22 protein-coding genes are annotated in these 24,836 nt (G+C 72.3%); 12 read left to right on the forward strand and 10 right to left on the reverse strand.

Translation table 11 applies throughout. The annotated features are described in order from the left end of the window. The first annotated feature begins 238 nt into the window (after positions 1 to 238). Entirely contained in the window at positions 239 to 1,495 is a 1,257-nt protein-coding gene (rocD, locus tag FHS23_RS10825) for an ornithine--oxo-acid transaminase (RefSeq protein WP_183652553.1), read from the forward strand. A gap of 97 nt (positions 1,496 to 1,592) precedes the next feature. After that, positions 1,593 to 2,960, forward strand: coding sequence for a DUF2252 domain-containing protein (locus FHS23_RS10830; protein ID WP_183652556.1), 1,368 nt, complete (start codon positions 1,593 to 1,595; stop codon positions 2,958 to 2,960). A gap of 58 nt (positions 2,961 to 3,018) precedes the next feature. Here FHS23_RS10830 and FHS23_RS10835 read toward each other — a convergent pair whose 3' ends face one another. From FHS23_RS10835 to FHS23_RS10860, 6 genes are all read right to left on the reverse strand, one after another. After that, positions 3,019 to 4,455, reverse strand: coding sequence for an NAD-dependent succinate-semialdehyde dehydrogenase (locus tag FHS23_RS10835; RefSeq protein ID WP_183652559.1), 1,437 nt, complete (start codon positions 4,453 to 4,455; stop codon positions 3,019 to 3,021). Positions 4,456 to 4,647: 192 nt separating this feature from the next. Continuing rightward, positions 4,648 to 6,063, reverse strand: a complete 1,416-nt coding sequence (locus FHS23_RS10840) for an Nramp family divalent metal transporter (RefSeq protein WP_183652562.1) — start codon at positions 6,061 to 6,063, stop codon at positions 4,648 to 4,650. Between the two features lie 61 nt (positions 6,064 to 6,124). Further along, a complete protein-coding gene (locus tag FHS23_RS10845) occupies positions 6,125 to 6,742 on the reverse strand; it encodes a bifunctional 4-hydroxy-2-oxoglutarate aldolase/2-dehydro-3-deoxy-phosphogluconate aldolase (RefSeq protein WP_183652567.1) in 618 nt (205 codons plus the stop codon). A gap of 41 nt (positions 6,743 to 6,783) precedes the next feature. Next, positions 6,784 to 8,556, reverse strand: a complete 1,773-nt coding sequence (locus FHS23_RS10850; RefSeq protein WP_221219319.1) for an IlvD/Edd family dehydratase — start codon at positions 8,554 to 8,556, stop codon at positions 6,784 to 6,786. A 109-nt stretch (positions 8,557 to 8,665) separates the two neighbouring features. After that, the gene (locus tag FHS23_RS10855) at positions 8,666 to 9,802 is read right to left on the reverse strand and encodes a mandelate racemase/muconate lactonizing enzyme family protein (protein ID WP_183652570.1); all 1,137 of its coding nucleotides are present in this window, start codon (positions 9,800 to 9,802) and stop codon (positions 8,666 to 8,668) included. Then, a complete protein-coding gene (locus FHS23_RS10860) occupies positions 9,799 to 10,467 on the reverse strand; it encodes a GntR family transcriptional regulator (RefSeq protein ID WP_183652574.1) in 669 nt (222 codons plus the stop codon). Before FHS23_RS10860 ends, FHS23_RS10855 begins: the two co-directional genes overlap by 4 nt. 144 nt (positions 10,468 to 10,611) lie before the next feature. Between FHS23_RS10860 and FHS23_RS10865 the strand changes: the two genes are divergently transcribed. Then, positions 10,612 to 11,211, forward strand: a complete 600-nt coding sequence (locus FHS23_RS10865; protein WP_183652578.1) for a phosphatase PAP2 family protein — start codon at positions 10,612 to 10,614, stop codon at positions 11,209 to 11,211. Here FHS23_RS10865 and zapE read toward each other — a convergent pair. Continuing rightward, a complete protein-coding gene (zapE, locus tag FHS23_RS10870; RefSeq protein ID WP_183652586.1) occupies positions 11,159 to 12,211 on the reverse strand; it encodes a cell division protein ZapE in 1,053 nt (350 codons plus the stop codon). The genes FHS23_RS10865 and zapE overlap by 53 nt on opposite strands. 108 nt (positions 12,212 to 12,319) lie before the next feature. Between zapE and FHS23_RS10875 the strand changes: the two genes are divergently transcribed. From FHS23_RS10875 to msrB, 7 genes are all read left to right on the forward strand, one after another. Next, positions 12,320 to 13,093: a pyrimidine reductase family protein gene (locus FHS23_RS10875; RefSeq protein ID WP_183652588.1), complete on the forward strand. Its 774-nt coding sequence runs from the start codon at positions 12,320 to 12,322 to the stop codon at positions 13,091 to 13,093. Positions 13,094 to 13,316: 223 nt separating this feature from the next. Then, complete coding sequence (locus FHS23_RS10880) at positions 13,317 to 14,858, forward strand: alpha/beta hydrolase (protein ID WP_183652590.1); 1,542 nt, start codon at positions 13,317 to 13,319, stop codon at positions 14,856 to 14,858. 149 nt (positions 14,859 to 15,007) lie between these two features. Next, positions 15,008 to 16,264, forward strand: coding sequence for an AMP-binding protein (locus FHS23_RS10885; RefSeq protein WP_183652593.1), 1,257 nt, complete (start codon positions 15,008 to 15,010; stop codon positions 16,262 to 16,264). A gap of 29 nt (positions 16,265 to 16,293) precedes the next feature. Then, the gene (locus tag FHS23_RS10890) at positions 16,294 to 16,977 is read left to right on the forward strand and encodes a VTT domain-containing protein (protein ID WP_183652596.1); all 684 of its coding nucleotides are present in this window, start codon (positions 16,294 to 16,296) and stop codon (positions 16,975 to 16,977) included. A gap of 171 nt (positions 16,978 to 17,148) precedes the next feature. Continuing rightward, on the forward strand, positions 17,149 to 18,660 hold the full coding sequence (locus FHS23_RS10895) for a serine/threonine-protein kinase (RefSeq protein WP_183652599.1): 1,512 nt from the start codon (positions 17,149 to 17,151) through the stop codon (positions 18,658 to 18,660). Between the two features lie 59 nt (positions 18,661 to 18,719). Continuing rightward, a complete protein-coding gene (locus tag FHS23_RS10900; RefSeq protein WP_183652602.1) occupies positions 18,720 to 19,019 on the forward strand; it encodes a hypothetical protein in 300 nt (99 codons plus the stop codon). 10 nt (positions 19,020 to 19,029) lie between these two features. Beyond that, positions 19,030 to 19,467: a peptide-methionine (R)-S-oxide reductase MsrB gene (gene msrB, locus FHS23_RS10905; RefSeq protein WP_183652605.1), complete on the forward strand. Its 438-nt coding sequence runs from the start codon at positions 19,030 to 19,032 to the stop codon at positions 19,465 to 19,467. 138 nt (positions 19,468 to 19,605) lie between these two features. Here the strand turns inward: msrB and hemQ are convergent, their stop codons facing one another. From hemQ to hemE, 3 genes are read right to left on the reverse strand one after another with little or no spacing between them, the layout of a single operon-like run. Continuing rightward, positions 19,606 to 20,301: a hydrogen peroxide-dependent heme synthase gene (gene hemQ / locus FHS23_RS10910; RefSeq protein WP_183652608.1), complete on the reverse strand. Its 696-nt coding sequence runs from the start codon at positions 20,299 to 20,301 to the stop codon at positions 19,606 to 19,608. Between the two features lie 4 nt (positions 20,302 to 20,305). Further along, positions 20,306 to 21,730, reverse strand: coding sequence for a protoporphyrinogen oxidase (hemG, locus tag FHS23_RS10915; RefSeq protein WP_183652611.1), 1,425 nt, complete (start codon positions 21,728 to 21,730; stop codon positions 20,306 to 20,308). Between the two features lie 10 nt (positions 21,731 to 21,740). Further along, entirely contained in the window at positions 21,741 to 22,856 is a 1,116-nt protein-coding gene (hemE, locus tag FHS23_RS10920) for a uroporphyrinogen decarboxylase (protein ID WP_183652614.1), read from the reverse strand. Between the two features lie 89 nt (positions 22,857 to 22,945). Between hemE and FHS23_RS10925 the strand changes: the two genes are divergently transcribed. Then, positions 22,946 to 23,509, forward strand: coding sequence for a DUF3000 family protein (locus FHS23_RS10925; RefSeq protein WP_183652616.1), 564 nt, complete (start codon positions 22,946 to 22,948; stop codon positions 23,507 to 23,509). A gap of 480 nt (positions 23,510 to 23,989) precedes the next feature. Next, positions 23,990 to 24,706: a response regulator gene (locus FHS23_RS10930; RefSeq protein ID WP_183652619.1), complete on the forward strand. Its 717-nt coding sequence runs from the start codon at positions 23,990 to 23,992 to the stop codon at positions 24,704 to 24,706. Positions 24,707 to 24,836: the final 130 nt, after the last annotated feature.

Below are 24,836 nucleotides of genomic sequence, written 5' to 3' on the forward strand. Positions count from 1 at the left end.
CTGGCAGACCTCGCCGCCGTCCGGCCACGCCCGCGCCCGGTGCGCGTGGCGCGCACGGCGGGCCGGCCGCAGACCGTCGGGAGCGCTCCCAGCTCCGGCGTGCCCACCGTCCGGCTCGCGTCCGACGATGCGGTTTGCAACGAAACGCCGTTCATACGGCGTCATCACGCAATGATCCTCGCTTCTACGCAATGCATTCCGGCTGATCTCGGCACCTCATCGGCCCTAATCTGAACGCATGACGACGTTCGCCGACCGCACCGCCGCCACGTCCACACCGCCGCCCGCCGCACCGGTGGCCACGGCCGACTTCATCGCGCTAGACGAGCAGTGGAGCACGCACAACTACCACCCGCTGCCGGTCGTGATCGCAGGCGGCGAGGGCGCCACCGTCACCGACGTCGAGGGCGCGACGTACCTGGACTTCCTGTCCGGCTACTCCGCGCTGAACTTCGGTCACCGGCACCCCGAGCTGGTCGCGGCGGCGACCGAGCAGCTGGAGCGGGTCACCTTGACGTCCCGGGCGTTCCACCACGACCGGTTCGGGCCGTTCTGCCGCGAGCTGGCGGAGCTGACCGGCACCGAGATGGTGCTGCCGATGAACTCGGGCGCCGAGGCCGTCGAGTCCGCGATCAAGGTCGCACGCAAGTGGGCCCACCGCGTGAAGGGTGTGCCCGACGGGCAGGCACGCATCGTCGTCGCCTCCGACAACTTCCACGGCCGAACCACGACGATCGTGTCGTTCTCCACCGACGAGGACGCCCGTGCCGACTTCGGGCCGTTCACCCCGGGATTCGACGTCGTGCCCTACGGCGACGCCGACGCGCTCGCCGCCGCGATCACCGACCACACCGCGGCGGTGCTGGTCGAACCCGTGCAGGGCGAGGCAGGCGTCGTCGTCCCGCCGTCCGGGTACCTGGCCGAGGTGCGCAGGCTGTGCGACGAGGCGGGCGCGCTGCTGATCGCCGACGAGATCCAGTCGGGCCTCTGCCGCACGGGCACGATCTTCGCGCTGGAGCACGAGGGAGTACGGGCGGATCTGTACACGCTCGGCAAAGCACTCGGCGGTGGCATCGTGCCGGTCTCGGCCGTCGTCGGCCGCCGTGACGTGCTCGGCGTGCTGCGGCCCGGGGAACACGGCTCGACGTTCGGCGGCAACCCGCTCGCCTGCGCCGTCGGCAGCGCCGTGGTGCGGCTGCTGTCGACCGGCGAATTCGCCGAGCGTGCCACCGCGCTGGGCGAGCACCTGCACACGCGCCTGGCCGGGCTCGTCGGTCACGGTGTGGGCGCGGTCCGCGGTCGTGGCCTGTGGGCGGGCGTCGACATCTCCCCCGGTGGGCCGACGGGACGCCGGGCGTCCGAGGCGCTGCGCGAACGCGGCGTGCTCTGCAAGGAGACCCACGGCTCGACCCTGCGGATCGCACCGCCGTTGGTGATCACCGAAGCCGAACTCGACCGCGGGATCGACGCGATCGAAGCGGTCGCCGGAGGGTAGGACCCTCCGCGAGCGGCCGCGGGGGTGGTGGCGCGTGCCCGTGCGGATTCCCGGGAACGCCGCACGGGCGAGACGGGCCGCCGGGCAGAATGGGCACATGATCGATTTGCGCACGCCGGTGAGCACCGAGGACGTCGTCGCCCGCGGAAAGGCGATGCGGGACGCGACCCCACCCACGTCCCACGACCACGACGCGACGGGCCGGCAGCGCCCCGACGTGCTCGCCTACCTCGAGGCGAGCAACGCCGGACGCCTGCCGCACCTGCTGCCGTTGCGGCACGGCCGGATGGCCGCGTCCCCGTTCGCCTTCTACCGCGGGGCCGCCGGACTGATGGCCACCGACCTCGCGGGGACACCGTCCAGCGGTGTGCACGCCCAGTTGTGCGGGGACGCCCACGCCGCGAACTTCGGGCTCTTCGGCACGCCCGAGGGCGAGATCGTGATGGACATCAACGATTTCGACGAGACCGTGCCGGGCCCGTGGGAATGGGACCTGAAGCGGCTCGCGACGAGCCTCGTGCTCGCGGGCCGCGAAGGGGACGTGTCGGAGAAGAAGTGCCGCAAGGCCGCCGAGGACGTCGTCAAGTCCTACCGCCGCACGGTGCGCGAACTCGCCGAGGTGCCGTTCCTGCGGTCGTGGAACGCGCTGCCGGACTCGTCGGTGGTGGAGAAGGCGAAGGCCGACGAACTGATCGACGATTTCGAGAAGGCCGCGGCGAAGGCGCGGAAGAACACGAGCGCCAAGATCGCGGCGAAGCGCACCGAGGAGTACTCGCACGCCTCCGGCGACAGCGCGTGGCGGTTCACCGAGGAACCGCCCAAGCGCACCCGTGTCGACGACGCCACGGCCGACGCCGTGATCGCGGGCCTGGAGTCCTACGTGGACACACTCAGGGAGTCCCGGCGCAACCTCATCGCGCGTTACTCCGTGTCCGACGTGGCCTTCCGCGTCGTCGGAACCGGCAGCGTCGGCCGCCGCGGCTACATCGCACTGCTGCGCGGAAACGGTGACGAAGCCCTCGTGCTGCAGCTCAAGGAGGCGTGCCCGTCCGCGTTGGCCGACGTCCTCGACCCCGAACCGTGGGACCACGAAGGACACCGCATCGTCCACGGCGCGCGACTGGTGCAGGCCGAGAGCGACATCCTGCTCGGCTGGACGACGATCGAGGGCAGGCCGTTCATCGTCCGCCAGTTCCGCAACATGAAGGGCGACATCGACCCGACCGGCCTCGACGGCGGGCACCTCGACGACTACGGCAGGCTCGCAGGCGCCCTGCTCGCCCGCGCCCACACGCGCTCACTCGACCCGCGGCTGCTGGCGGGTTACTTCTCCGAGGACAGCGACATGGACGAGGCCGTCGGACGCTACGCCGTGCGCTACGCCGACCGGACCGAGGCCGACCACGCCGAACTGGTCGCCGCGATCAAGGCGGGCACGCTCGAGGCCGAGTTCGACGACGACTGATCCGGCCGGGTCCGGGCGCGACGACGGGTGTCGCCGCGCCCGCACCGTGTCTGGCCGCTCAGTGCGCGATGCTGACCGAGCGCGTGTTGAGGTAGGCCTCCATCGCCTCGGGCCCGCCCTCGGAGCCGTAGCCGGAGTCCTTCACACCGCCGAACGGCAGTTCCGCGGACGGCATGGCCGGCATGTTGACCCACAGCATGCCCACCTCCACCTTCCGTGTGAGCGTGTCGGCGGCGGCCAGCGACCGGGTGAAGGCGTAGCCGGCGAGGCCGTACGACAACCGGTTGGCCTCGGTGATCGCCTCGTCGAGGTCGGTGAACCCGCGGATGGCCGCGATCGGCCCGAACGGCTCCTCGTTGAACAGGCGCGCATCGGACGGGACCTCGTCGAGCACGGTCGGCGCCCAGAAGTTGCCCGCGTCGCCGATCCGCTCACCGCCGGCGAGCGCGGCCGCGCCCCGTCCCACGGCGTCGTCATGGAGCGAGGCCATGGCGTCGAGCCGCCGGCTGTTGGCCAGCGGGCCCATCTCGGTGCCCTCGGCCAACCCGTCGCCCACCGTCACGCCGGTGGCCGATTCCGCCAGCGCCTTGGCGAAGTCGGGGCGCACGGACTCGTGCACCAGGAAGCGTGTCGGCGAGATGCACACCTGGCCCGCGTTGCGGAACTTCGCCTTGGCCATGGTCTTGACCGCGAGCTCCACGTCGGCGTCCTCGCACACGATGACCGGCGCGTGCCCGCCCAGTTCCATCGACACGCGCTTCATCTGCCGTCCTGCGAGCTCGGCCAGCTGTTTGCCGACCGCGGTCGAGCCCGTGAAGGTGATCTTGCGGATCGCCGGGTGCGCGATCAGGTACTCGGAGATCTCCGCGGGGTCGCCGTACACGAGCGCGAGCACGCCCGCGGGCAGACCTGCGTCCTGGAACGCGCGTACCAGCGCCGCCGGGCTGGCGGGCGTCTCCTCGGGGGCCTTCACGACCATCGAACAGCCCGTGGCCAGGCAGGCGCCGAGCTTGCGCACCACCTGGTTGATCGGGAAATTCCACGGTGTGAAGGCCGCCACCGGGCCGACCGGGTCCTTCACGACGAGCTGGCGGATCGACGGGTCCGCGCGATGCGGCACCGTGCGGCCGTAGACGCGCAGTCCCTCGTCGGCGAACCAGTCGATGATGTCCATGCCCGCCAGGATCTCGCCCTTGGCCTCGACCAGCGGCTTTCCCTGCTCACGCGTCATCAGGCCCGCGATCTCGTCGACGCGCTCACGCACCAGCGCGGCGGCCCGGTGCATGATCGCGGCGCGCTGCGCGGGCGTGTAGTCGCGCCACACCTCGAAGCCGCGGCGCACCGAGTCGGCGGCGGCGTCGAGGTCACGGCGCGAGGCGTGCGCGACGCCGCCGATCACCTCGCCGGTCGCGGGGTTGTGGACGTCGATCCGGCGACCGTCCTCCGCATCCCTCCAGTCGTCGTCGATGAAGAGCCGGGTGTCCGGATAGGTCATCTCGGGAGCCTCCTTGATCGCGTGCGCTCGGTGTCGGGCGAACGGTCCGTTCTTCGAACGGCACTGCGGCAACGGGTGTCGTTCCCGGCCGCCGGGGCGGCGGCCGGCGGGTCGGCGCGACGGAACGGTTCTGCCGTGGCCGCCGCGGACCGGCCACTGTCGACGGTATCGCGCGGCGGCGGAATCCGGCCCCTATGCACCCGAGAGATCGAGCCCCACCACCTCCATCACGGTGTAGACCGCGAGCAGCGTGATGGCGATGCTGCTGATGACGAACGCGACGGTCAGCCACCCGTTGCGTTTGAACCGCGCGTCGACCTCCGTGCTCCGCAACCGCCAGACCGCGATGAGCACGGCCAGCAGGAAGATCCCGGTGGCGATCGCGCCGATCTGCATCAGCACCAGCGGAGAGCGGACGAACAGGTACATCACCAGCCACAGCGCGGGCAGGCACACCGTCAGGATCCTCAGCACCCGCGCGCGGACCCGGACGTCGTGCCAGTCGATCACGCCCATCAGCCCGAGGGTGTTGGTCCAGAGCCGGGGCACCGCGGCCGCGGAGGCGATGTTGGTGGAGAACAGCACGCAGATCGCGCCCACGAGGAACAGTGCCTCGGCCCACGGGCCCAGCGTGTCGGTGTACATCCGCGAGACGGTGGTGATCACCTGATTGCCCTCGGGCACGAGGCTCTGCGCGTGGAGCACGCTCGCGCCGACGACGTAGAACGAGAGCGTGGTGACCGTGCAGATCAGCCACGAGACGAACACGTCCAGCTGCATCACCCTGATCCAGCCCTCGGCGCGCCGGGCCCGTTCCTCGGTGCCGTCATCGGCACCGGTCCAGCGGGCGTATCCCTTCTCGAGGCACCAGTAGGTGTAGTTCGTCATGTCGTCGGCGCCGACGCCGGTCGAGCCGAACATCGCGACGGCCAGCCCCACCGTCCCCGCAGGGATCGCGAGACTCAGCCCGTCGCCGAAGTCGCCCGCACTGTAGGCGAACGGGGTGAACGGCAGGGCGAGCACGAGCGCCACGGTGATGAGCGTGAACAGTGCCACCGACCACGTCGTGATCGTCTCGACCACGCTGTAGCGGTTGCTGCGCAGCAGCCCGACGGTGAGCGCGGTGACGATGACCGCCCACGTGGTGAGAGAGCTCCCGCTGAGCGGCTCGCCGACGATGGGCCACAGGATCGAGAACGCGGCCGCCGCACCACCGATCACGCCACCGCGTTGGAAGTTCTTCGCGATGTCGAGTCCGATCCACAGCCAGTTGATCCAGCCCATCCGGCCGATCTTCGGCGGAATGGTGGAGTACCCGGCCAGTGCGGTCTTGCCGTTGAGGATGGCCCAGCGGGCCAGCTCCATCTGCACCCACACCTTGACCGCGGCACCGACGATCACCAGCCACAGCAGGACGAAACCCGCGCGGGCGCCCAGCGACGTGGTGACGAGCAGTTCGCCGGAGCCCACCACCGACGCCGTGAGAACGATGCCGGGACCGAGGTGCCGCAGCCTGCCGCGCAGCGTCGTCGGCGGCTCCCTGACGTCCTCGGCACGGAGCAGGTAGGCGTCCTCGAGGGGCGTGTCGGGCACGTCCTTTGTAGACATGACAAGGCTTCCTTTCGGGTCGGCGTCGTTGCCGGGAGGCCTGTGGAACCGTGCGGAGCCGCTACCCCACCGCGTCGACGAGCCGGCGCGCCCCCGCACGCACCGCGTCCGGGTCGCCCGGCGCACCGAGCAGCTGCACCCCGACACCCACGCCCGTGCAGCCCTCGGCCAGGCACGCGCGGGCCAGGTCGGGGCCGACGCCACCGGTGGCCAGCATCGGCACGTCCGGCAGCGGCCCCTTCAGCTGACGGACGTGGTCCGCTCCCACCGGGGAGATCGGGAACACCTTCACCACGTCGGCACCGAGTCTGATCGCGCGCACCACCTCGGTCGGGGTGAACGCCCCGGGCACGGTGCCGATCCCCAGGTCCTGCGCTTTGGCGATCACCGCCTCGTCCACGTGCGGCGAGACGACGAAACGCGCGCCCGCATCGGCGGCCCGTGACACGTCGTCGGCGGTCATCACGGTGCCCGCGCCGAGCGCCAGCTCGTCGCCGTACTCCTCCCGCAGGGCGCGGATCGCCGCGAACGGCTCGTCGGAGTTCAACGTCACCTCGAACAGCCCGAGCCCCTCTTCGCGCAGCAACGCGGTGAGGTCGAGGCACTCGCGCGCGGACTGCCCGCGGTAGATCACCATCGCGCGGTACTGCCGGAGCTGTGCCAGGACGTCGTCGGCCATGGTCTCCTCACCCTCCTCGCGGGTCCGGTGGTTCGTGTGCACTACAGGTGCCTCCGGGGCACGCCGTGTCCCCGCCTGCCCACGAGGAAGTCGAAGTCGGCGCCGGTGTCGGCCTGGCGCACGTGGGTGCGGTACAGCCACTCGTACCCGGAGGCGGTCTCCGACGGTGCCGGAGACTCCGTGGAGGCCGAGGGCTTGGTGGGCGCCGGGGCGCTCCCGGAAACCCTGCGTTGCAGTTCGTCGTCGGGCACGTCCATGTCGATCCGGCGGCCCGGCACGTCGAGCGTCACGCGGTCGCCCGTGCGCAACAGCGACAGCGGCCCGCCGCGTGCGGACTCGGGCGCGACGTGCAGCACCACCGTTCCGTACGAGGTGCCGCTCATCCGGCCGTCGGTGATGCGCACCATGTCCCGTACCCCGGCGTCGAGCAGTTTCTTCGGAATCGCCAGGTTGCCGATCTCGGGCATGCCCGGGTACCCGGCGGGTCCCGCGCCGCGCACGACGAGCACGGTCGAGGCGTCCACCGGCAGATCCGGCGAGTCGGCCTGCTCGTGGTACTCCTCGATCGTGTCGAACACGAGGGCGGGGCCGGTGTGCCGCAACAGGTCCTCGGAGGCCGCCGACACCTTGATCACAGCTCCGTCGGGCGCCAGGCTGCCGCGGAGCACCGCCGTGTGGGCACCGGCCTCGTGCACCGGTTCGGCGCGTGGACGGACGACGTCGGTCCGCCAGTTCGGCGCGTCTGCGCAGTTCTCGCCGAGGCAGCGGCCGGTAACGGTGGCGGCGTCGGTGTGCAGCAACTCGCCGAGTTCGCGGATCACGGCCGGCAGTCCGCCCGCGTAGAAGAACTCCTCCATCAGGAATCGGCCGGACGGCAACAGGTCCACCAACAACGGGACGTCGGCGGCGAGCTTGTCGAAGTCGTCCAGTGACAGATCCACCTCGGCACGCCCTGCGATCGCGAGCAGGTGGACGACGGCGTTGGTCGACCCGCCGATGGCCGCGTTGACACGGACCGCGTTCTCGAACGACCGCCGGTCCACAACGGACGACGGGACGAGGCCCTCCTCCACCATCTCGACGATCCGCCCGCCCGCCTGTTCCGCGACGCGGTTCCGCTGCGCGTCGACGGCGGGGATCGCGGCGCTGCCCGGTAAGGAAAGCCCGAGTGCCTCGGTCAGGCACGCCATCGTCGAGGCGGTGCCCATCGTCGTGCAGTGCCCGGCACTGCGGGACAGACAGGCTTCGGCGGCCGCGAAGTCCTCCCGGCTCATCCGACCCGCACGCACCTCTTCGCTGAACTGCCACACGTGCGTACCGGACCCGGCGTCGCAGCCCTGGAACTTGCCGTTCAGCATCGGGCCGCCGGTGACCATGACCATCGGGAGGTCGGCGCTCAGCGCACCCATCAGCTGCGCGGGTACCGTCTTGTCGCAGCCACCGAGCAGCACGACGCCGTCGAGCGGATTGGCGCGCAGCGTCTCCTCGACGTCCATCGCCATGAGGTTGCGGAACTGCATGGCCGAGGGCCGCATCAACGTCTCGCCGAGAGAGATCGTCGGGAACTCGAACGGCACGCCGCCCGCCATGAGCACGCCGCGTTTCACGGCCTCGGCCACCTGCCGCAGGTGCGCGTTGCACGGCGCGAGGTCCGACGCACTGTTCGCGATGCCGATCACCGGACGCCCGTCGAACATCGAGGCCGAGTAGCCCTGGTTGTACAGCTTCGACCGGTGGACGAACCCGAGTTTGCCGTCGAGTCCGAACCACGCCTGACTGCGGCGAACGGACCCGGGGTCTTCTGGCGCCATCATCACTCCACGGTGAGCGCATCAGTACATGCAACGGATCGTTGCAGCATACGATCTCACCAGATTACATGCAATGTGTGAGGGCGTTCGATGTCGTCGTCACGACGTTCGCTCAGGCTGCGACGTCCACCTCGGACTCCGTGACCGCGGTGAGGGCTGCCTCGTCCATCCGGACTCCGAGACCGGGCAGCGCGGGCACGCCCACCGACCCGTCCCGCGGCGTCGGCGGATCGGCCAGCAGCGGGTCGCGCAGCGGGTTGTCCCTGATGTCGTACTCGACACCGTCCACCGGCTCGGCCATCGCGGCGAGCTGCAGCGTCGCGGCGAACGCGACCGCGCCGCCGTACAGGTGCGGCAGCACCCGCGTGCCGTACGCGTCGGCGAGGTGGCAGATCGCGATCGTCTCCGTGAGACCGCCGGTCTTGGCGAGATCGGGCTGCAGGATCCCGACCGCCGGCGACGCGGCGAACGCGCGGAACTCCTCGACGCCGTACTGGTTCTCTCCCGTCGCAAGGAGCAGTCCGGTGCGCCGGTGGAGTTCCTCCAGTCCGTCGAGGAGGTTTCCGCGCAGCGGCTCCTCGAGCCACGCCACCCCGGCGTCCCGCAGCACCGGCGCCATGGCGACCGCCTCGGGCACGTCCCACGCCTGGTTGGCGTCGGCGTAGAGCTCCACGTCCGGTCCGACCGCCTCCCGCGCGGCGGCCAGGTTGCGTTCGTCGGTCGCCCGGCCGAAGCCGAGCTTGACCTTCACGGCGGTATGCCCGGCCGCCACACACGCACGGGCCGTCTCGCCGACGTCGCCGGGACCGAGACTGCTCGCGTACACGGGAGTCCGGTCGCGAACGCGACCCGCACCCAGCTCGGAGACCGCGCACCCGGCCCGTTGCCCCGCCAGATCCCACAGCGCGAGGTCGGCGCCGCTGATGGCCTGGCGGATCGGCCCCGGCGCACCCCACTGCCTGCCCAAGGGGTCCAGGCGCGTGCACAACGTCCGGTGGAGCGCGGCGATCCGGGTGGCGTCCTCACCCCGCAGCAGCGGGAACACGCCTTCCCTCAGGGTGGCGACGCGTTCCCGCACGGCCCACGGCGGATAGTTGGTCCAGCTCTCGCCCCGCCCGGTCAGCCCGTCGTCGGTGGTCAGTTCCACCAGCACCGCGGAGCGGTGGCGCAACGGCGAGAACGACATCGCGATCCCGTCGCCGACCGGAGCGCGCAGCACCCGCAGCCGCGCGTCGACGATGCGGGTCATGCGCCCGCCTCGGCCTGCTGCTGCAACAGGGTGCGCAACCGGAAGATGTGTGCGCGCGCGGCCTGCTCGGCGGCCGTGGCGTCACCGGCCTCGATCGCGGTCAGGATCGCGCGGTGGTCGTCGAGCGCCTGCCGCGGCCCCGAGGTCACCGTGGTCGTGCGCATGGCGAGCCGGACCCGGGTCTGCACGTCGTCCAGCAGGCGGACCACCTCGGCGTTGCCGCAGGCCTCCCGGATGAGTCGGTGGAAGCGCATGTCGGCCTCGGTGCTCGCCGCGAGGTCCGCCGTCCGCATCGCGGCCTCGTGATCGTCGAGCGCCCCCTGCAGGGCCCGCACCAGCCTGCGGCCCGCGTTCTCGACGGCGAGCCGGGCGGCGAGTCCTTCCAGGACCTCGCGAACCTCGTAGATCGCGGCCAGTTCGGCCGCCCCCACGTGCGCGACGACCGCTCCGCGGCGCGGCTCCTCCCTGGCCAACCGTTCCTGAACGAGCCGCAGCACCGCGTCCCGCACCGGACTGCGGCTGACCTCCAGTTGCTCCGCGAGAGCGGGCACGCTCAGCCGCGCACCGGCGGGAAGCTCGCCCGTGAAGATCATCTCGCGCAGTCGTTCGCAGACCGCGTCGGCGACCCTCGTCCGCGCCGCGGTCGTCTCGTTCACTCCGGCCATACCGCGATATTACATGCAGATCCGAATACCTACATTCCCCGAAGCCATGCGAGCGGCACAGCGGGAGGTGGTGAGCCCGCTTGTCCGGCGGCGTCACCCCGCCGCGTGCGCGGTCTCCACCCGCATCGCGCCTACGATGCCGCCATGCCGGTCGCCCTCGCCTGCACCCTCGTCCTGCTCGGGACGACGTTCGTCGTGACGGGCGCCGTGGTGGCGGGCGGCCACGGCCCGGTCGGCCCCGACCCGGCCGTGGCCGCGTTCGCAGGCCGGTTCGACGAGGACGCGCTCACCGTCTTCGTACTGCCGACCGAACCTCCGGTGTGGCTCACGGCGCTGGCGCTGCTCACCGCCGCATCACTGTGGCGGCGCCGGTGGGACGTCGCCGCGACCGCGGTCGGCGCCCCCACGGCCGCGATCGCGCTGGCCACCTGGGTGGCGAAACCCCTGTTCGACCGTTGGTACGACGACCACCTCGCCTACCCGAGCGGACACACCACGGCACTGGTCTCGACCCTGACCGTGCTGGTGCTGACCTCGCCACCGGCATGGCGCCGCGGACTGACGGTGGCAGCGGCGGCCGTCTCCGTCCTCGCAGGTCTCGGCCTGGTCGGACTCGACTACCACTACGCGACCGACGTCGTGGGCGGCGCAGCCCTCGCCGTCGCCGTGACGCTCGTCGTCGCGCGGCTCGCTAGCCGCGCGAGACCGGCGCCGACGCCTCGGCGTCCCGCGCCAGAGCGGTGAGCCGGCTGACGGCCCGCAGGTACTTCTTGCGGTACCCGCCCGCCAGCATCTCCGAGGTGAACAACGCGTCGAGCGAACCGCCCGACACCAGGACCGGGATGGCACGGTCGTAGAGCCGGTCGGCCAGCGCCACCAGCCGCAGCGCGATGGCCTGGTCGTCGGCCGCCCGGACGCCGCGGACGTGTACCGCTGACACCCCGTCGACGAGCCGGCCGTAGGCCGAGGGATGGAGGTTCGCCAGATGGCCGCACAACGCGTCGAAGTCGTCGAGGGTGGCACCCGGGCGCTGCTCGGCGGAGGTGAGCAGCGCCTCGTCGCTCAGCGCGGCGGGCGGCTCGGGCAACCCGCGGTGCCGGTAGTCCGGGCCGTCGACCCGCACGACCTCGAACTTCGCCGACAACGCCTGAATCTCCCGCAGGAAGTCCTCGGCCGCGAACCGGCCCTCGCCGAGCTTGTCGGGCAGCGTGTTCGACGTGGCGGTGACGAACACGCCCGCGGCCGTCAGCTCCTTGAGTAGCCGGCTGACCAGCATCGTGTCGCCCGGGTCGTCGAGTTCGAACTCGTCGATCGCCAGCAACCGGTGTTCCGACAGTCGCCGCACGGCCTCGCCGAACCCGAGCGCGCCCACCACGTGGGTGAGCTCGACGAACGTGCCGTACGACTTCGGACCCGGAACCGCGTGCCAGATCGACGCCAGCAGGTGCGTCTTGCCGACGCCGAACCCGCCGTCCAGGTACAGGCCCTGCTTGCCGTCGTCGTCGGCCCGGCCGCCTTTGCGGCCGAACAGCCCGCGCAGCCCGGACCGTTTGCCGCCCGCAGCGCCGACGCGCTCGGCGAACGCGCCGCAGGCGGTGACCGCGGCGGCCTGGCTGGGCTCGTCCGGGTTGGGGATGTAGGTCGAGAGCCGCACGTCGTCGAACCGCGGCGGGGGCACGAGCGTCGTGATCAGCTCGTCCGCGCCGATCTCGGGACGACGCTCGGTCAGCTTCTCGACAGACATGCGCCTCAGGTTAGTCGCCGCCCCTTCCGCTCCCGGTCCCGATGTGACCTGGGCCGCCACGGGCGCAGCGGGACTGCGTGAACGGTGGGTGCATGCTGGGATGGCGGGGTGCATCAGCTGTGGCCCGTACCGACCGCCTCCGCGTCCGCCACCCCGGACACCGCCTCGCCGGAACTGTCCGACGACGACCTCGAGGCGATCTACGACTACCCCGCCGACCTCGACCGGCCCTGGGTCCAGGCCAACTTCGTCGCCTCCGCCGACGGCGCCGTCAGCGTCGACGAGCGGTCCGAGGGCCTGTCCAACCCCGCCGACAAGCGCGTGTTCCTGCTGGGCCGCGACCTCGCCGACGTCGTGCTCGTGGGTGCGGGCACCGCGCTGGCGGAGACCTACCGCGGCGCCCGCACCACCGAGGCCCGCATCGAGCGCCGCCGGCGGCACGGCCTGTCGGACGTCCCACCGGTCGCCGTGGTGACGCGCCGCTGTTCGATCCCGCCGGACGCGCCGGTCGTCACCGACACGTCGGTGCCGACGCTGATCATCACCGCCGCCGACGCCCCCGCCGACCGCAGGGCCGCACTCACAGAAGCGGGAGCCGAGGTGCTGGTCGCGGGCGAGGACACCGTGGATCCCGCGGCGGCGATCCGGCTGCTCGGCGAGCGCGGCCTCCGCCGCATCGACTGCGAGGGCGGGCCGCACCTGTTCGCCTCGCTCGTGGCCGCCGACCTGGTCGACCAGCTGTGTCTGACCTACGCGCCGCTGCTGGCCGGCCCGGGGCCGGGCCGCATCGCCGCGGGCCTGCCGTCGACGCCCCGCGACATGACGCTGCGGTCGCTGCTGCACGAGGACGGGTTCCTGCTCGCCCGCTACCGACGGGTCTGACACCGGCCCGCGGAACACCCGCGTCGTGCGGTCCCGCAACCCGGGCGACGCCCCGCCCCGCGCGGCCCTCACGGCGCGCTCACCGCGGCCGTGCGACAGTAACGCCGCGTACCGCCGAGGAGCCCGCCGCAGCCACGACGGGCCCGCCCGCGTGAGGACAGCACCGGCCCACCGGTACCGCCGACCCACGAGTACCGCCGACCGACGAGTGAGGACCTGACCGTTGCCGCGCCGCCATCCGCCCCGTCGCCGCGCCCGGCGGGCCGTGCTGGCCGCCCTGCTGCCCGTCCTGGTCGTGGCCGGGTGCACGGTCGGCCCGTCGACGCGGCCCGCCGTGGTCCAGAACGACGCCCCGGCGCCGGCCGAGCGCGAGCAGGACGAGTCGGGACAGCCGCTGCCGCCACTCGGCGAGCCCGGCCCGTCGACGCTCGACTGGTCCGACTGCGCGAGCGAGACCCGCGACCGGCTCGGCGGCGCCGCGGGCCGCAACCCGAGCTACGAGTGCGCGGACCTCACGACCACGCTCGACCCGCCGGGCATGCCCGGGCAGGGACTCACCCGCATGTCGGTGCTCAAGGCCGGCAACGGCCCCATCCCGCTGGTCGTCGTCAACGACGTCGACGGCGAGCCCGGCACCCTGTACGCCGCGCGACTGGCGGCGACCCTGCCCGACGCGCTGCTGGAACGGTTCTCGCTCATCGGCGTGGACCGCCGCGGCACGGGCAATTCCGACGCCGTGCGCTGCATCCCGTCGAGCGAGCGCGCGACGCTGCTCGACAGCGACCCGTCGGCGGGCATCGACCGGCCGCTGGACGCCGCGCGCACCGCCGGGCAGCAGTGCGCCATCGCGCTCGAGGACGAGCAGGGCGCCATCGACAGCAGGCGCACCACGAGCGACCTCGACACGCTCCGCAAGAGCCTCGGCATGGACCGCCTCCACGCTCTCGGCCACGGTGAGGGCTCCCGAGTCCTGGCGATGTACAGCGCCCGCTTCCCCGGCAAGACGGGACGGATGGTTCTGGACGGCATGCCGGACCCGTCCGACGACCACGCCCGCGTGTTGGGCGGCGTCGCCGGTGGCGCCGAGGCGACTCTCGACGCGGCGGGCAGGGAACTCGGCCGCGACCTGCGGGCCCACGTCACCGCGTTGACCGAACGGCTCGGCCGTGGAGCCCCGCTGACCTCCGACGGCTACCGGCTCACCCCGCAGCTCGCGCTCCGCGCCGTGCTGTCGGGTCTCGCCGAGCGTGAGCGCTGGTCCGAACTCGCCGACGCCGTCGCCACGGCACGGTCCGGCGACCCCGACCCGCTGTTCCGGTTCGTTCGCCCGCACGTCGTCGAGGACCAGGTCTCGGCGGCCCGGCTCGACGGCACGATCGCGACCCGCTGCAACGACACCGCGACGCGGCTGCCCGCCGACCGCCTCGCCTCCACCACCCGTGACCTCGCGCGCGAACACCCCCTCTTCGGCGCCACGGTGGCCCAGGAGCTCGTGTGGTGCAGCCCGTGGCCCACCCGCTCCGGCGAACGCGGTGCGATCGGCTCCGACCAGGCCCCGCCCATGGTGGTCGTCAGCACCGAGACCGACCCGGTCACACCCGGTAAGGGCACGATCCGGGCCGCCGATCAGATGCCGTCGGCCGTGCACGTGGCGTGGAAGGGCGCCGGGCACGGCGCGCTGAGTTCGTCGTGCGTCACCGACGCGGCACAGGGCTTCCTCGTCGACGGGGACGTGCCGCGGGACGGCACCCTGTGCCCGGCGTGACCCGTTCCGTCGTGACGGGCCTGCGACACCGGCGCTGCGCCGGCCCGCTCGCCCGGCGCCGGGCCGGTGCAGGGCCGGTGTCGATCATGCCGCACGCCCGGCCACCCGTCACTTGACGGAGGGCATGGGGAATGTTTCGCTGACGCGCGGTGAATCTTCTGTCGTTGCTCTCCGGTCTGACCAAGCACGACCCACACGCCATCATCGCGATCGACGCCGATCCCGTGCAGCCCGCTCACGTGAGCCGCTCCGAACTGTGGCGGCGCACGTTGCAACTGCGCGCGGACCTGGCGACGGCGGGCGTGGGGCGTGGTGACGTCGTCGCCGTGTGTCTGCCGAACTGGTCCGACCTGCTCGGCTGGCAGCTCGCGACGGCGTCCCTCGGCGCGTGCGCTCTCGGACTGGACCCGGCGGCCCCGGTCGGCGACCTCGCGGACGCCGTGACCGAAGCGCGCCCGCGCGTGCTCGCGCTGGACCGGAACGTGCCCGCGGCACTCACCGACCGGCTCCGCGCCGGCGGCGCCGCGTCGCCGGGCGACCCGCCCCCCGCCGTCTCGGTCGTATCGGGCCCGTGGTCGGAACCGCCCGTCGACCCGTCGCCGTGGGACCTGGGTGGCGGCGCGTGGCAGCCGAGCGCAGCCACGGCAGGCATGCCCATGCCCGCGACCAGCGGCGACGAACCCGCCGTGGCGTTCGCCCCCGGGCTCGCCCGCTACCGCGAGTCGGTCGTCGTGCGCCACGCGACCTCGACGGCCGCCGCACTCGGACTCGGCGACGGCGACCTGGTCGTCTGCACCCGGCCCGCGACCCGGCCGATCGCGTGGTCGTTCGTGCTCGCCGCGCTCGCGGGCGGGGCGACGTACCTGTTCGATCCGCACCTCGACGAGGCCACCCTTCCCGGCGAGCTCGCCCGGTTCGGCGCAACCCACCTCGCCGCCGATGAGGGGACGGCACTGCGGCTCGCCAAGTCCTGTCATGCCCAGGGCCGCGACGCCGCCGCCTCGCTGCCCGCGCTGCGGTGGGTGGGCATCGCGAACGCGACGACCGCCGACGCCGCGCAGAGCCTCGACGAACTCGGTGTGCCCGCCCGGGGCTTCTACGCACCGGCGGGCGTGCTCGCCCCCTTCGCGGTGTGGGAGACCGACCGGTCCACCGCGGACCGCTGGCTCGGCGGCGGACACCCGGTGTGCGCCGACGTCGACATTCGCGTGACCGACCCCGGCACGGGCGAGATCGTCACGACGGGCGAGACCGGCCTGATCGAGCTGCGGGGCGCCTGCGTACCCGAGGCCCGTTCCGACGCGGGCGACACCTCGCATTCCGAGTGGTACGCCACCGGCGACCGGGGTGCCCTCACCTCCGACGGCGACGTGCGCTTCGACGGCCCCGACCACCACGAGACGTGAGCTCGGCACGGGTCCTCTACGGTTGACCCGTGCCGCGCCGGACCAAGCTCGTTGTCGGGATCCTGCTTCTCGCGGCGTTCGTCCCGGTGGCCCTGTGGCTGCCGATCCCGTCCCCGGCGGAGATGCGCGCCTGGGCCGACGAGGCCGGCGCCGCGGGCGCCGCGGTGTTCCTGGTCGCCTACGCCGTGTGCACGGTCGCGCCCATCCCCCGCACCGTCTTCAACCTCGCCGCAGGCCTGCTGCTCGGACACGTCGCGGGCGTACTCGTCGCCATCACCGCCACGCTCCTCTCCGGCCTCTGCGGCTTCCTCCTCGCCCGCCTGCTGGGCAGGGAGTTCGTCACCCGCAATCTGCACCGCATCCCGGTGCACGCGGTCAACGCCCGTCTGACCGGCGGCGGTATGCTTGCCGTCGCCTCGCTGCGGCTGATCCCGGTCGTACCGTTCGCACCGCTGAGCTATTGCTGCGGTGTGTCGTCGATCGCACTTCGGCCGTACCTCGTCGGCACCGCGCTCGGCAGTGTTCCGGGCACGGTGGCCGTCGTCGTGCTCGGTGACGCCCTGACCGGCAGTACGCCGCCTGCGCTGCTGGTCTGTTACGCCCTGTTCGCCGCGCTCGGCGCGGCGGGCCTGGTGCGGGTCGTCCGAACGGCGGCGCCGGCCGACGGCCGGGTGGCCGATGCGGAGTCCCGTCCGGACGGCGCAGCCGACTAGCCGACGGACGGTTCGGTCAGGCGGGCCGGGCCGGGCAGCTACACTCGACACGGGCGCTAGCGGGGTGGCGCACCGGTCCTTCCGAGAACTCGAGCCGTCCCACTCGTAGGCGACGAGCTCGAGCAACAGCCGAGCAGTACCCGAGGAGAAGGCGTCATCGACACCGGTCAGTTGGTCGCAGGCCACTATCGCCTCGTAGAGCACGTCGGCAGCGGCGCCATGGGTATCGTGTGGCGCGCCGTCGATGAACGCCTCGAACGGTCGGTCGCCGTCAAGCAGATCCTGACGCAGCCCGGCCTGTCCGAGACCGAGCGCACGACCGTGCGCCAGCGCGCCATGCGCGAGGCGAAGAACGCCGCCCGGTTCCAGCACCCCAACGCCATCGTCGTGTTCGACATCGCCGAGCACGACGGCGACCCGGTGCTCGTCATGGAGTACCTGCCGTCGCAGAGCCTGTCGGCGATCCTGGGCGAACGAGGCCCACTGCCGGTTCCCGAGGTGGCGCGCATCGGTGAACAGGTCGCGGCCGCGCTGGTCACCGCCCACCGTGCGGGCATCGTGCACCGCGACATCAAGCCGGGCAACCTGCTGATCGACTCCGCGGGCGTCTGCAAGATCACCGACTTCGGCATCTCGCGGGCCAGCGGCGACCTCACCCTCACCCAGACCGGGCTCATCGGCGGAACGCCGGCGTACCTCGCCCCCGAGCTCGCCCGCGGGGCCGACCCGACGCCCGCATCCGACGTGTTCGCCCTCGGCGCGACGCTGTACCACGCGATCGAGGGCCTCCCGCCGTACGGCGACAACACCAACCAGCTCGCGCTGCTCTACTCCGCCGCGAACGGCCAGATCAACCCGCCGCAGCACGCCGGACAGGCGACCGCGTTGTTGATGAGCCTGCTGCGCACCGAACCCACCGAACGCCCGACGATGAGCGAGGCCCAGGAGCAGCTGGGCAGGCTGGCCGGCGGCAGCCCGACGACCGCCGCTCCGCTCGCGGCGACCGCGGTCTCCCCCGCAGTGTCGGATCACGGGGGCCGCAAGCCCGCCGCCGCGCCGTGGCAGCGCGACAGCTCGCCGTCCGCCCCGCACGCGACCGCCGCCGGCGCCCCGGTGGCGACCGCGTCCGCCGGAGCCTCACCCTCGAACGGTCGCGGCGGCCGTCGTAAGCCACTGCTGCTCGCCACGATCGGCGTCGCCGTGCTGGCCCTCGCCGCCGTCCTGGTGTTCGCGCTCAACGGTGACGACGAACCCGCCGCGGGCGGGAGCCCGTCGCAGACACCCCAGCCGACGTCGTCGTCGGCGCCCCCGTCGTCGACCACGCGGTCCGACGCGGGCAAGCCCGTATCCTGGGGCGAGGCGGGCACGCTGGTCGGCGAGTTCTACAACGATCCCGACTGGGACCAGCTCACCCCGACGGCCCAGGCCGCGTACGGGTCGGAGGACAAGTTCGACGACTACTGGGACCAGCACAGCCTGTCGGGCTGGTCCGACGCGTCGGCCCCCAACGGCCAGAACGCCGACGGCTCGGTCGACATCCAGGTCCAGCTCGACTTCGGCAACGGCAAGCAGCCGCACACGGTACGGGTCGTCAACTCCGGCGGCGAGCTCAAGCTCGACGGCGAGACCCGGCCGTCGAACCTCGACAGCCGGAATCAGCCGTCCGCGGGCTCGTCAGGGTGACGACCGGATGACCGTCGACGCGTTGGGCAGGCCACTCAGCATGTCCTACCGTGGGCACCATGCCGGATGACGACACGGCCCGCCGTCGGCGGCTGTTCGACGACGAGCTCGTCGGGCTCGACCCGGACGATCCGGAAGCCCAGGAGTTCGCCGACCACCTGAACCGGATGCAGCGCGCCGAGCCGGCGTTCACCGTCGAAGGGTCGCTGCGCGGCGTCGGCGACTTCGCCGAAGGCAGTACGCGCGCGAGCGGCTTGCGCTGGTGGACCGCAGTGGTGATCGTTCTGCTGCTGCTCCTGGGCGTCGTCGTCGGGGCCTGGGACCAGCTGAGCGCGTTCATCGCGCACCTGGCCGGGTAATCTGGACGATATGGATCCCGCCGCGAACACCACCCCTGCCGAGAACGCTCCCCGCGTCACGAAGTCCGACGACGAGTGGCGCGCCGAACTGGGACCCGAGGCGTACGCGGTACTGCGCAAGTCCGGGACCGAGCGTCCGTTCACCGGCGAGTACACCGACGCCACCGCCGAGGGCGTCTACGAATGCCGGGGCTGCGGCGCCGAGTTGTTCCGGTCGACGACGAAGTTCGAGAGCCACTGCGGCTGGCCCTCGTTCTACGACCCGGCCGACTCGGACGCGGTCATCCTGCGCAGGGACACGTCGCTCGGCATGGTGCGCGTCGAGGTGCTGTGCGCCTCGTGTCACGGCCACCTCGGGCACGTCTTCGAAGGCGAGGGCTACGCAACGCCCACCGACCAGCGCTACTGCATCAACTCGGTCGCCCTGCGCCTCGTTCCCGCGGAGTGAGCGCCGCCGGGTGAGGACGCGCGGGCACTCCGGCATGCCGCCGTGTGGTCCCGCCGTAGAAGCGCACGCGGTCCCGCAGGTCCGCCACAGCGCGGCTTCGCAGCGCTATGGCGGACGTACTCGGGCCGTCTCGCCGGCTCAGGGCAGCGCGCGGACCAGTTCGGCGGGCTCGACGCGCGGGCCCGTGTAGAACGGGATCTCCTCGCGCACGTGACGGCGCGCCTCGGTGCCGCGCAGGTGCCGCATGAGGTCGACGATCCGGTGCAGTTCGTCGGCCTCGAACGCGAGGATCCACTCGTAGTCGCCGAGCGCGAAGGCCGGCACGGTGTTGGCGCGCACGTCCGGATAGTCGCGAGCCTCCTTGCCGTGGTCGGCGAGCATCTTCCGGCGCTCGTCGTCGGGCAGCAGGTACCACTCGTAGGACCGCACGAACGGGTACACACAGACGTACTTCTTCGGGTCCTCACCCGCGAGGAACGCCGGGACGTGGCTCTTGTTGAACTCCGCGGGCCGGTGCAGCGCGACCTGGCTCCACACCGGCGTCGACACTCGGCCGAGCGGCGTCGTGCGCCGGAATCCGGTGTAGGCCGCCTGCAGCTGCTCGAGCTCCTCGGCGTGCCACCAGATCATGAAGTCGGCGTCCGCGCGCACGCCCGCGACGTCGTACACGCCCCGGACCACGACACCCTTGCCGTCGAGGGCGTCCAGATACTCGGCGGTCGCCTGCGCCGCGGCGTCACGATCGTCACCGAGCTTGCCGGGCTCGACCCGGAAGACCGACCACATCGTGTAGCGGATCGTGCTGTTCAGTTCGTCGTAGTTCAACCGAGCCATGGCCCTATGATCCCACCGCCACGCGGGCGGCCACGCGCCGGGCCGCGGCATCGCCCGTGCCGATGCAGGCGGGAATACCCACGCCGTGGAGCGCCGCGCCGGCCACCGCGAGGCCGGGCAGGGCCGACACCGCCTCCTCGATCCGTGCGACCCGGTCGCCGTGCCCGACGCCGTACTGCGGCAGACCGCCGCCCCACCGCTGCACGCGGGCCTCGACCGGTTCGGCGGTGATGCCGGTCAGCTCCGCGAGATCCTCACGGACCCGGCGGACGAGTTCGTCGTCGGTGGCACGCAGCGCGGAGAGATCACCGAACCGGCCCACCGAGCCGCGCAGCAGCACGGGACCGTCCTGATCGGACTGGTGCGGCCACTTGCGGGCGGAGAACGTGAAGGCCTTGGCGGTGAACCGGCCACCGTCACGGGTCCGCTCCCCCGCCCCGATCAGTACCCCGGACGAGTCGGGAAGCGCCGTCCCGGCGGGCAACGCCAGGGCGACCACGGCCATCGACGCGAGCTCGACCTCGCCGTAGGCGGCCGCGGCGGCGGGCGCGACGTCGGCCAGCAGGCGAGCCGCGGCCGGTGCCGGCACGGCGAGCACGACGGCGTCGACGTCGAGGTCCGGTGCGGCGGGAGCGTGCGCGGCCGGGACCGCACCGAAGGTGAGCCGCCAGCCACCGTCCCGGGGGGTCAGCGCGCGGACCGGAACCCCGAGCCGCACGTCCGCCTCCGCACGGGCGGCGAGTTCGGTGGTCAGTGTGGCGAGTCCACCGGACAGCGTGCCGAACACCGGCGCGGGGTTCGGCGGGGCCGCGGGATCCGGCAACTGGGCGGAGATCGCCGAGGTGATCGATGTCGCTCCGCCTTCCAGCGCGTTCGCGAGGACGGGTAGCACGGCACGCAAGCCGAGACCGTCCGCGCCGCCCGCGTACACCCCGCCGAGCAGCGGATCGACGAGCCGGTCCACCACCTCGTCCCCGAGCCGGCTGCGCAGCAACCCCCCGAGCGACACGTCGGTACCGACCGGTTCGACCCGCGGGAGGTACGGCTCCGCGGCGACCGCGCGGACACCCGCCTCGGACAGCACGTCCGCGACCGCGTCGCCGTCGGCGGGTACGCCCATGACGGTGCGCTTCGGCAGGCCCACGGTCGCGCCGCCCGCACGCAGCGTCGACGAGGCACCGGAGGGGTGCCGCAGCCGGCCGGTGAGCCCCAGTTCGTGGACCAGGTCGAGCGCCTCCGGCCTGCGCGCCAGGAACGCCTCCGCCCCGACGTCGCACGCCGCGCCGCCCACCTCCACGGTGCGCAGCTTCCCTCCGAGCTCGCCGGACGCCTCGCACACGGTGATCACGGCGTCCGGACCGAGCAGCGTGCGCAGGCGATAGGCGGCGGTCAGTCCGGAGACGCCTCCCCCGACGACCGCGACCTTCACAGCGCGCTCCTCACAGACTGTGCACCAGCTCGACCACGCGGGTCAGCACCTCCGGATCGGTCTCCGGCAGCACCCCGTGGCCCAGGTTGAAGACGTGCCCGGCGGCCTCGCGGCCCTCGGCGGCGATGCGCCGCACCTCGGCCTCGATCACCGGCCACGACGCCATCAACAGCGCCGGGTCGAGGTTGCCCTGGACCACCGGCTCGGACTCACCCGAGGCCCGCAACCTACGGGCGGCCTCGTCCAGCGGCACCCGCCAGTCGACGCCGACGACGTCCGCGCCGGCCTCGCGCATCGCCGGCAACAGCTCGCCCGTGCCGACACCGAAGTGGATCCGCGGCACGTCGTACTCGGCGACGGCCGACAGCACCCTCGTCGAATGCGGCAGCACGAACTCGCGGTAGTCGCGCTCGGAGAGCGCACCGGCCCACGAGTCGAACAGCTGCACCGCGTCGACGCCCGCCTCGAGCTGGGCCGTCAGGAACGTGGCCGTCACGTCTGCCAGGCGGGACGCCAGCCGGTGCCACAACTCGGGCTCGGCGTGCATCAGCGCCTTGGTGTGTTCGTGGTTGCGGCTCGGCCCGCCTTCGATGAGGTACGAGGCGAGCGTGAACGGTGCTCCCGCGAACCCGATCAGCGGCGTCTGGCCCAGTTCGCGCAGCAACAGCCCGATGCCGTCGGTGATGGGACGGACCTGCTCGGCCTCGAGCTCCGGCACCGCGTCCACGTCGGCCGCGCTCCGTACCGGATGCGCGACGACGGGTCCCGTGCCGGGCACGATGTCAATGGCCAGCCCCGCCGCGTACAGCGGGACGACGATGTCGCTGAACAGAATCGCGGCGTCGACGCCGTGGCGCCGTACCGGCTGCATCGTGATCTCTGCAAGCAGCGCCGGGTCGAAGCAGGACTGCAGCATCGGCACGCCCTCGCGCACCGAGCGGTACTCGGGCAGCGACCGGCCGGCCTGGCGCATGAACCACACGGGCGTCCGGGAGGGCGTCCCGCCGCGAGCGGCGACCAGCAGCGGGGCGTCGGGCAGCGCGCGGCGCGCGGCGACCGGGGATCCGGCCTGCGGAACGGAGGCCGGCGACGCGGGAACCGACGACGCGGAGAACGAGGCTGTCATCACTGTTCATGGTGCCACGCCCCGATAACCGGGCCGTCGTCGGCGCGTCGGACAGCGACCCGCGCCACGCGACGGCTTACAGTCTCGGGGTGACCGTGTTGACCCAGGCGCCGGAGGAATTCCGCCAGGCCGTCGCGGCGCTGCAGGCACTGCAGCCGCGACCCGAGGTGAGTCTCGAACCGATCAAGGCTCCGCAACGACTCGCGCCCTGGGCCTACGCACTCAGCTGCGAGACGACAGGGCCCGCCGAGGTCGAGGCGTCCGGCAGGCTGGTACTGCTGCACGATCCGGACGGCCACGAGACGTGGGACGGCGTGTTCCGCCTCGTGGCCTACGTGCGGGCCGGCATCGACAAGGAACTGGCGACCGACCCGTTCCTGCCGTCGGTCGGCTGGTCCTGGCTCACCGACGCGCTCGAGGCCACCGAGGCCGAGTTCACCGCGCTCGGCGGCACCGTCACCGAGACGTCATCGGCACGGTTCGGCGAGATCTCGGGCCCGTCGCGCACCGACGACCTCGAGCTACGCGCTTCGTGGACCCCGCTGACGCCCGAGCTCGGCCCCCACGGGGACGCCTTCTGCCAGTTGATGGCGAGTTACGCGGGCCTGCCACCCGTCGGCGTCACGATGTTCGGCCAGCGCCGCACGTCCTGACCGCTCCGCACCCGGCACCACCCTTCCCGTCCGGCACCACCCTTCCCGTCCGGTGGCACCCTGCGTCCGGCGGCGCCCTCCGAACGTCGGGCCTTCCGCGCCGGGCGCGGACGCGCCACGGAACCGCTCACCGACCGGCCCCGGCCGCCCGAACGCGCCCCCGTAATCGCTCCGGCATACTGGTCACGGGCAGCTGCACACGGCACATGCACGCCCAGTGTGTGCAGCACAACCCCGTGTTATCGCACACGAATCGGGCCCCGTTACACCTTTCGCAGGGATTAATCCCATCGCGCTACAACGGAGACCCCCAAGTGCAATCCGATCGGGATAGATACCCGTTTGATGCCCCCACTACCCCACTCAGGCGGCTACAGTACCTGTCGACGACACCACTTTCGGTCTAAAGCTGGCGCGGCTGAACGGCCGAAAGTCCCGGTGCCGGTCGGGGGGCACGACCGACTCCAGGGAGGTAGTGACGTGGCTGCCGTCGGCTTTTCTCAGGCCGTTCGATCCACGCCAGCCGGCGCCTTGCCGGCGAGCATGGTTCCGCATCCGCGGGAAGAGTTGTTTTCCGTGATGGTGGTCGATGACCACCCGTTGTTGAGGGAGGCGATCGCCGGACGACTTGCCCAGATGGGCGCAGGCACGGTGCACGAGGCCGCCACGGTGGCCGAGGCCAGGGCGCGCGCGACGGCCACGGGGCCGTGCGATCTCGCCATCCTGGATCTCGGTCTGCCGGACGGCAGCGGCATCGAGCTGGTCACCGAGCTGCGCAGCAACGCCTGGCCACGTGTCGTGGTCCTGGCATCGTCGGACGACCCGTACGCGGTCCGTTCGGCGTTCCAGGCCGGGGCGCAGGCCTACCTGCTCAAGTCCGCGTCGCCGGTGGTCGTCACCGACGGCGTGCGCCGGGTGCTCGACGGCGGCGTGTACGCCGACCCGAGCGTGGCACCGGTGCTGGCCACCGGCACCCGGGTTCCCGGCACGGACAACACCCCGCGCGAGCTCTCGGCACGCGAGGTGGAGGTTCTGCAGCTCGTGGCGGACGGCCAGTCCAACAAGGAGATCGGTGAAGAGCTCAGCCTCTCCGCGCTCACGGTGAAGTCCCACCTGTCGCGGATCGGCCGCAAGCTCGGCACCGGTGACCGGGCCCAGATGGTGGCGCTGGCCATGCGTGCCGGCGTCATCCGCTAGCGCCGACCTCATCCCTACGGGGCGGGCTCGCCGGGGGCAGGCGACCCGTCCCGTAGGGTTAACACCCGTGCACAACGCAGAACACGCTTCCCCCGCGACGGCCGCGACCGATGCGGCGGACGACGGGGAG

Origin of the sequence: Prauserella isguenensis, assembly GCF_014191605.1 — a bacterium.
Lineage (GTDB): Bacteria > Actinomycetota > Actinomycetes > Mycobacteriales > Pseudonocardiaceae > Prauserella > Prauserella isguenensis.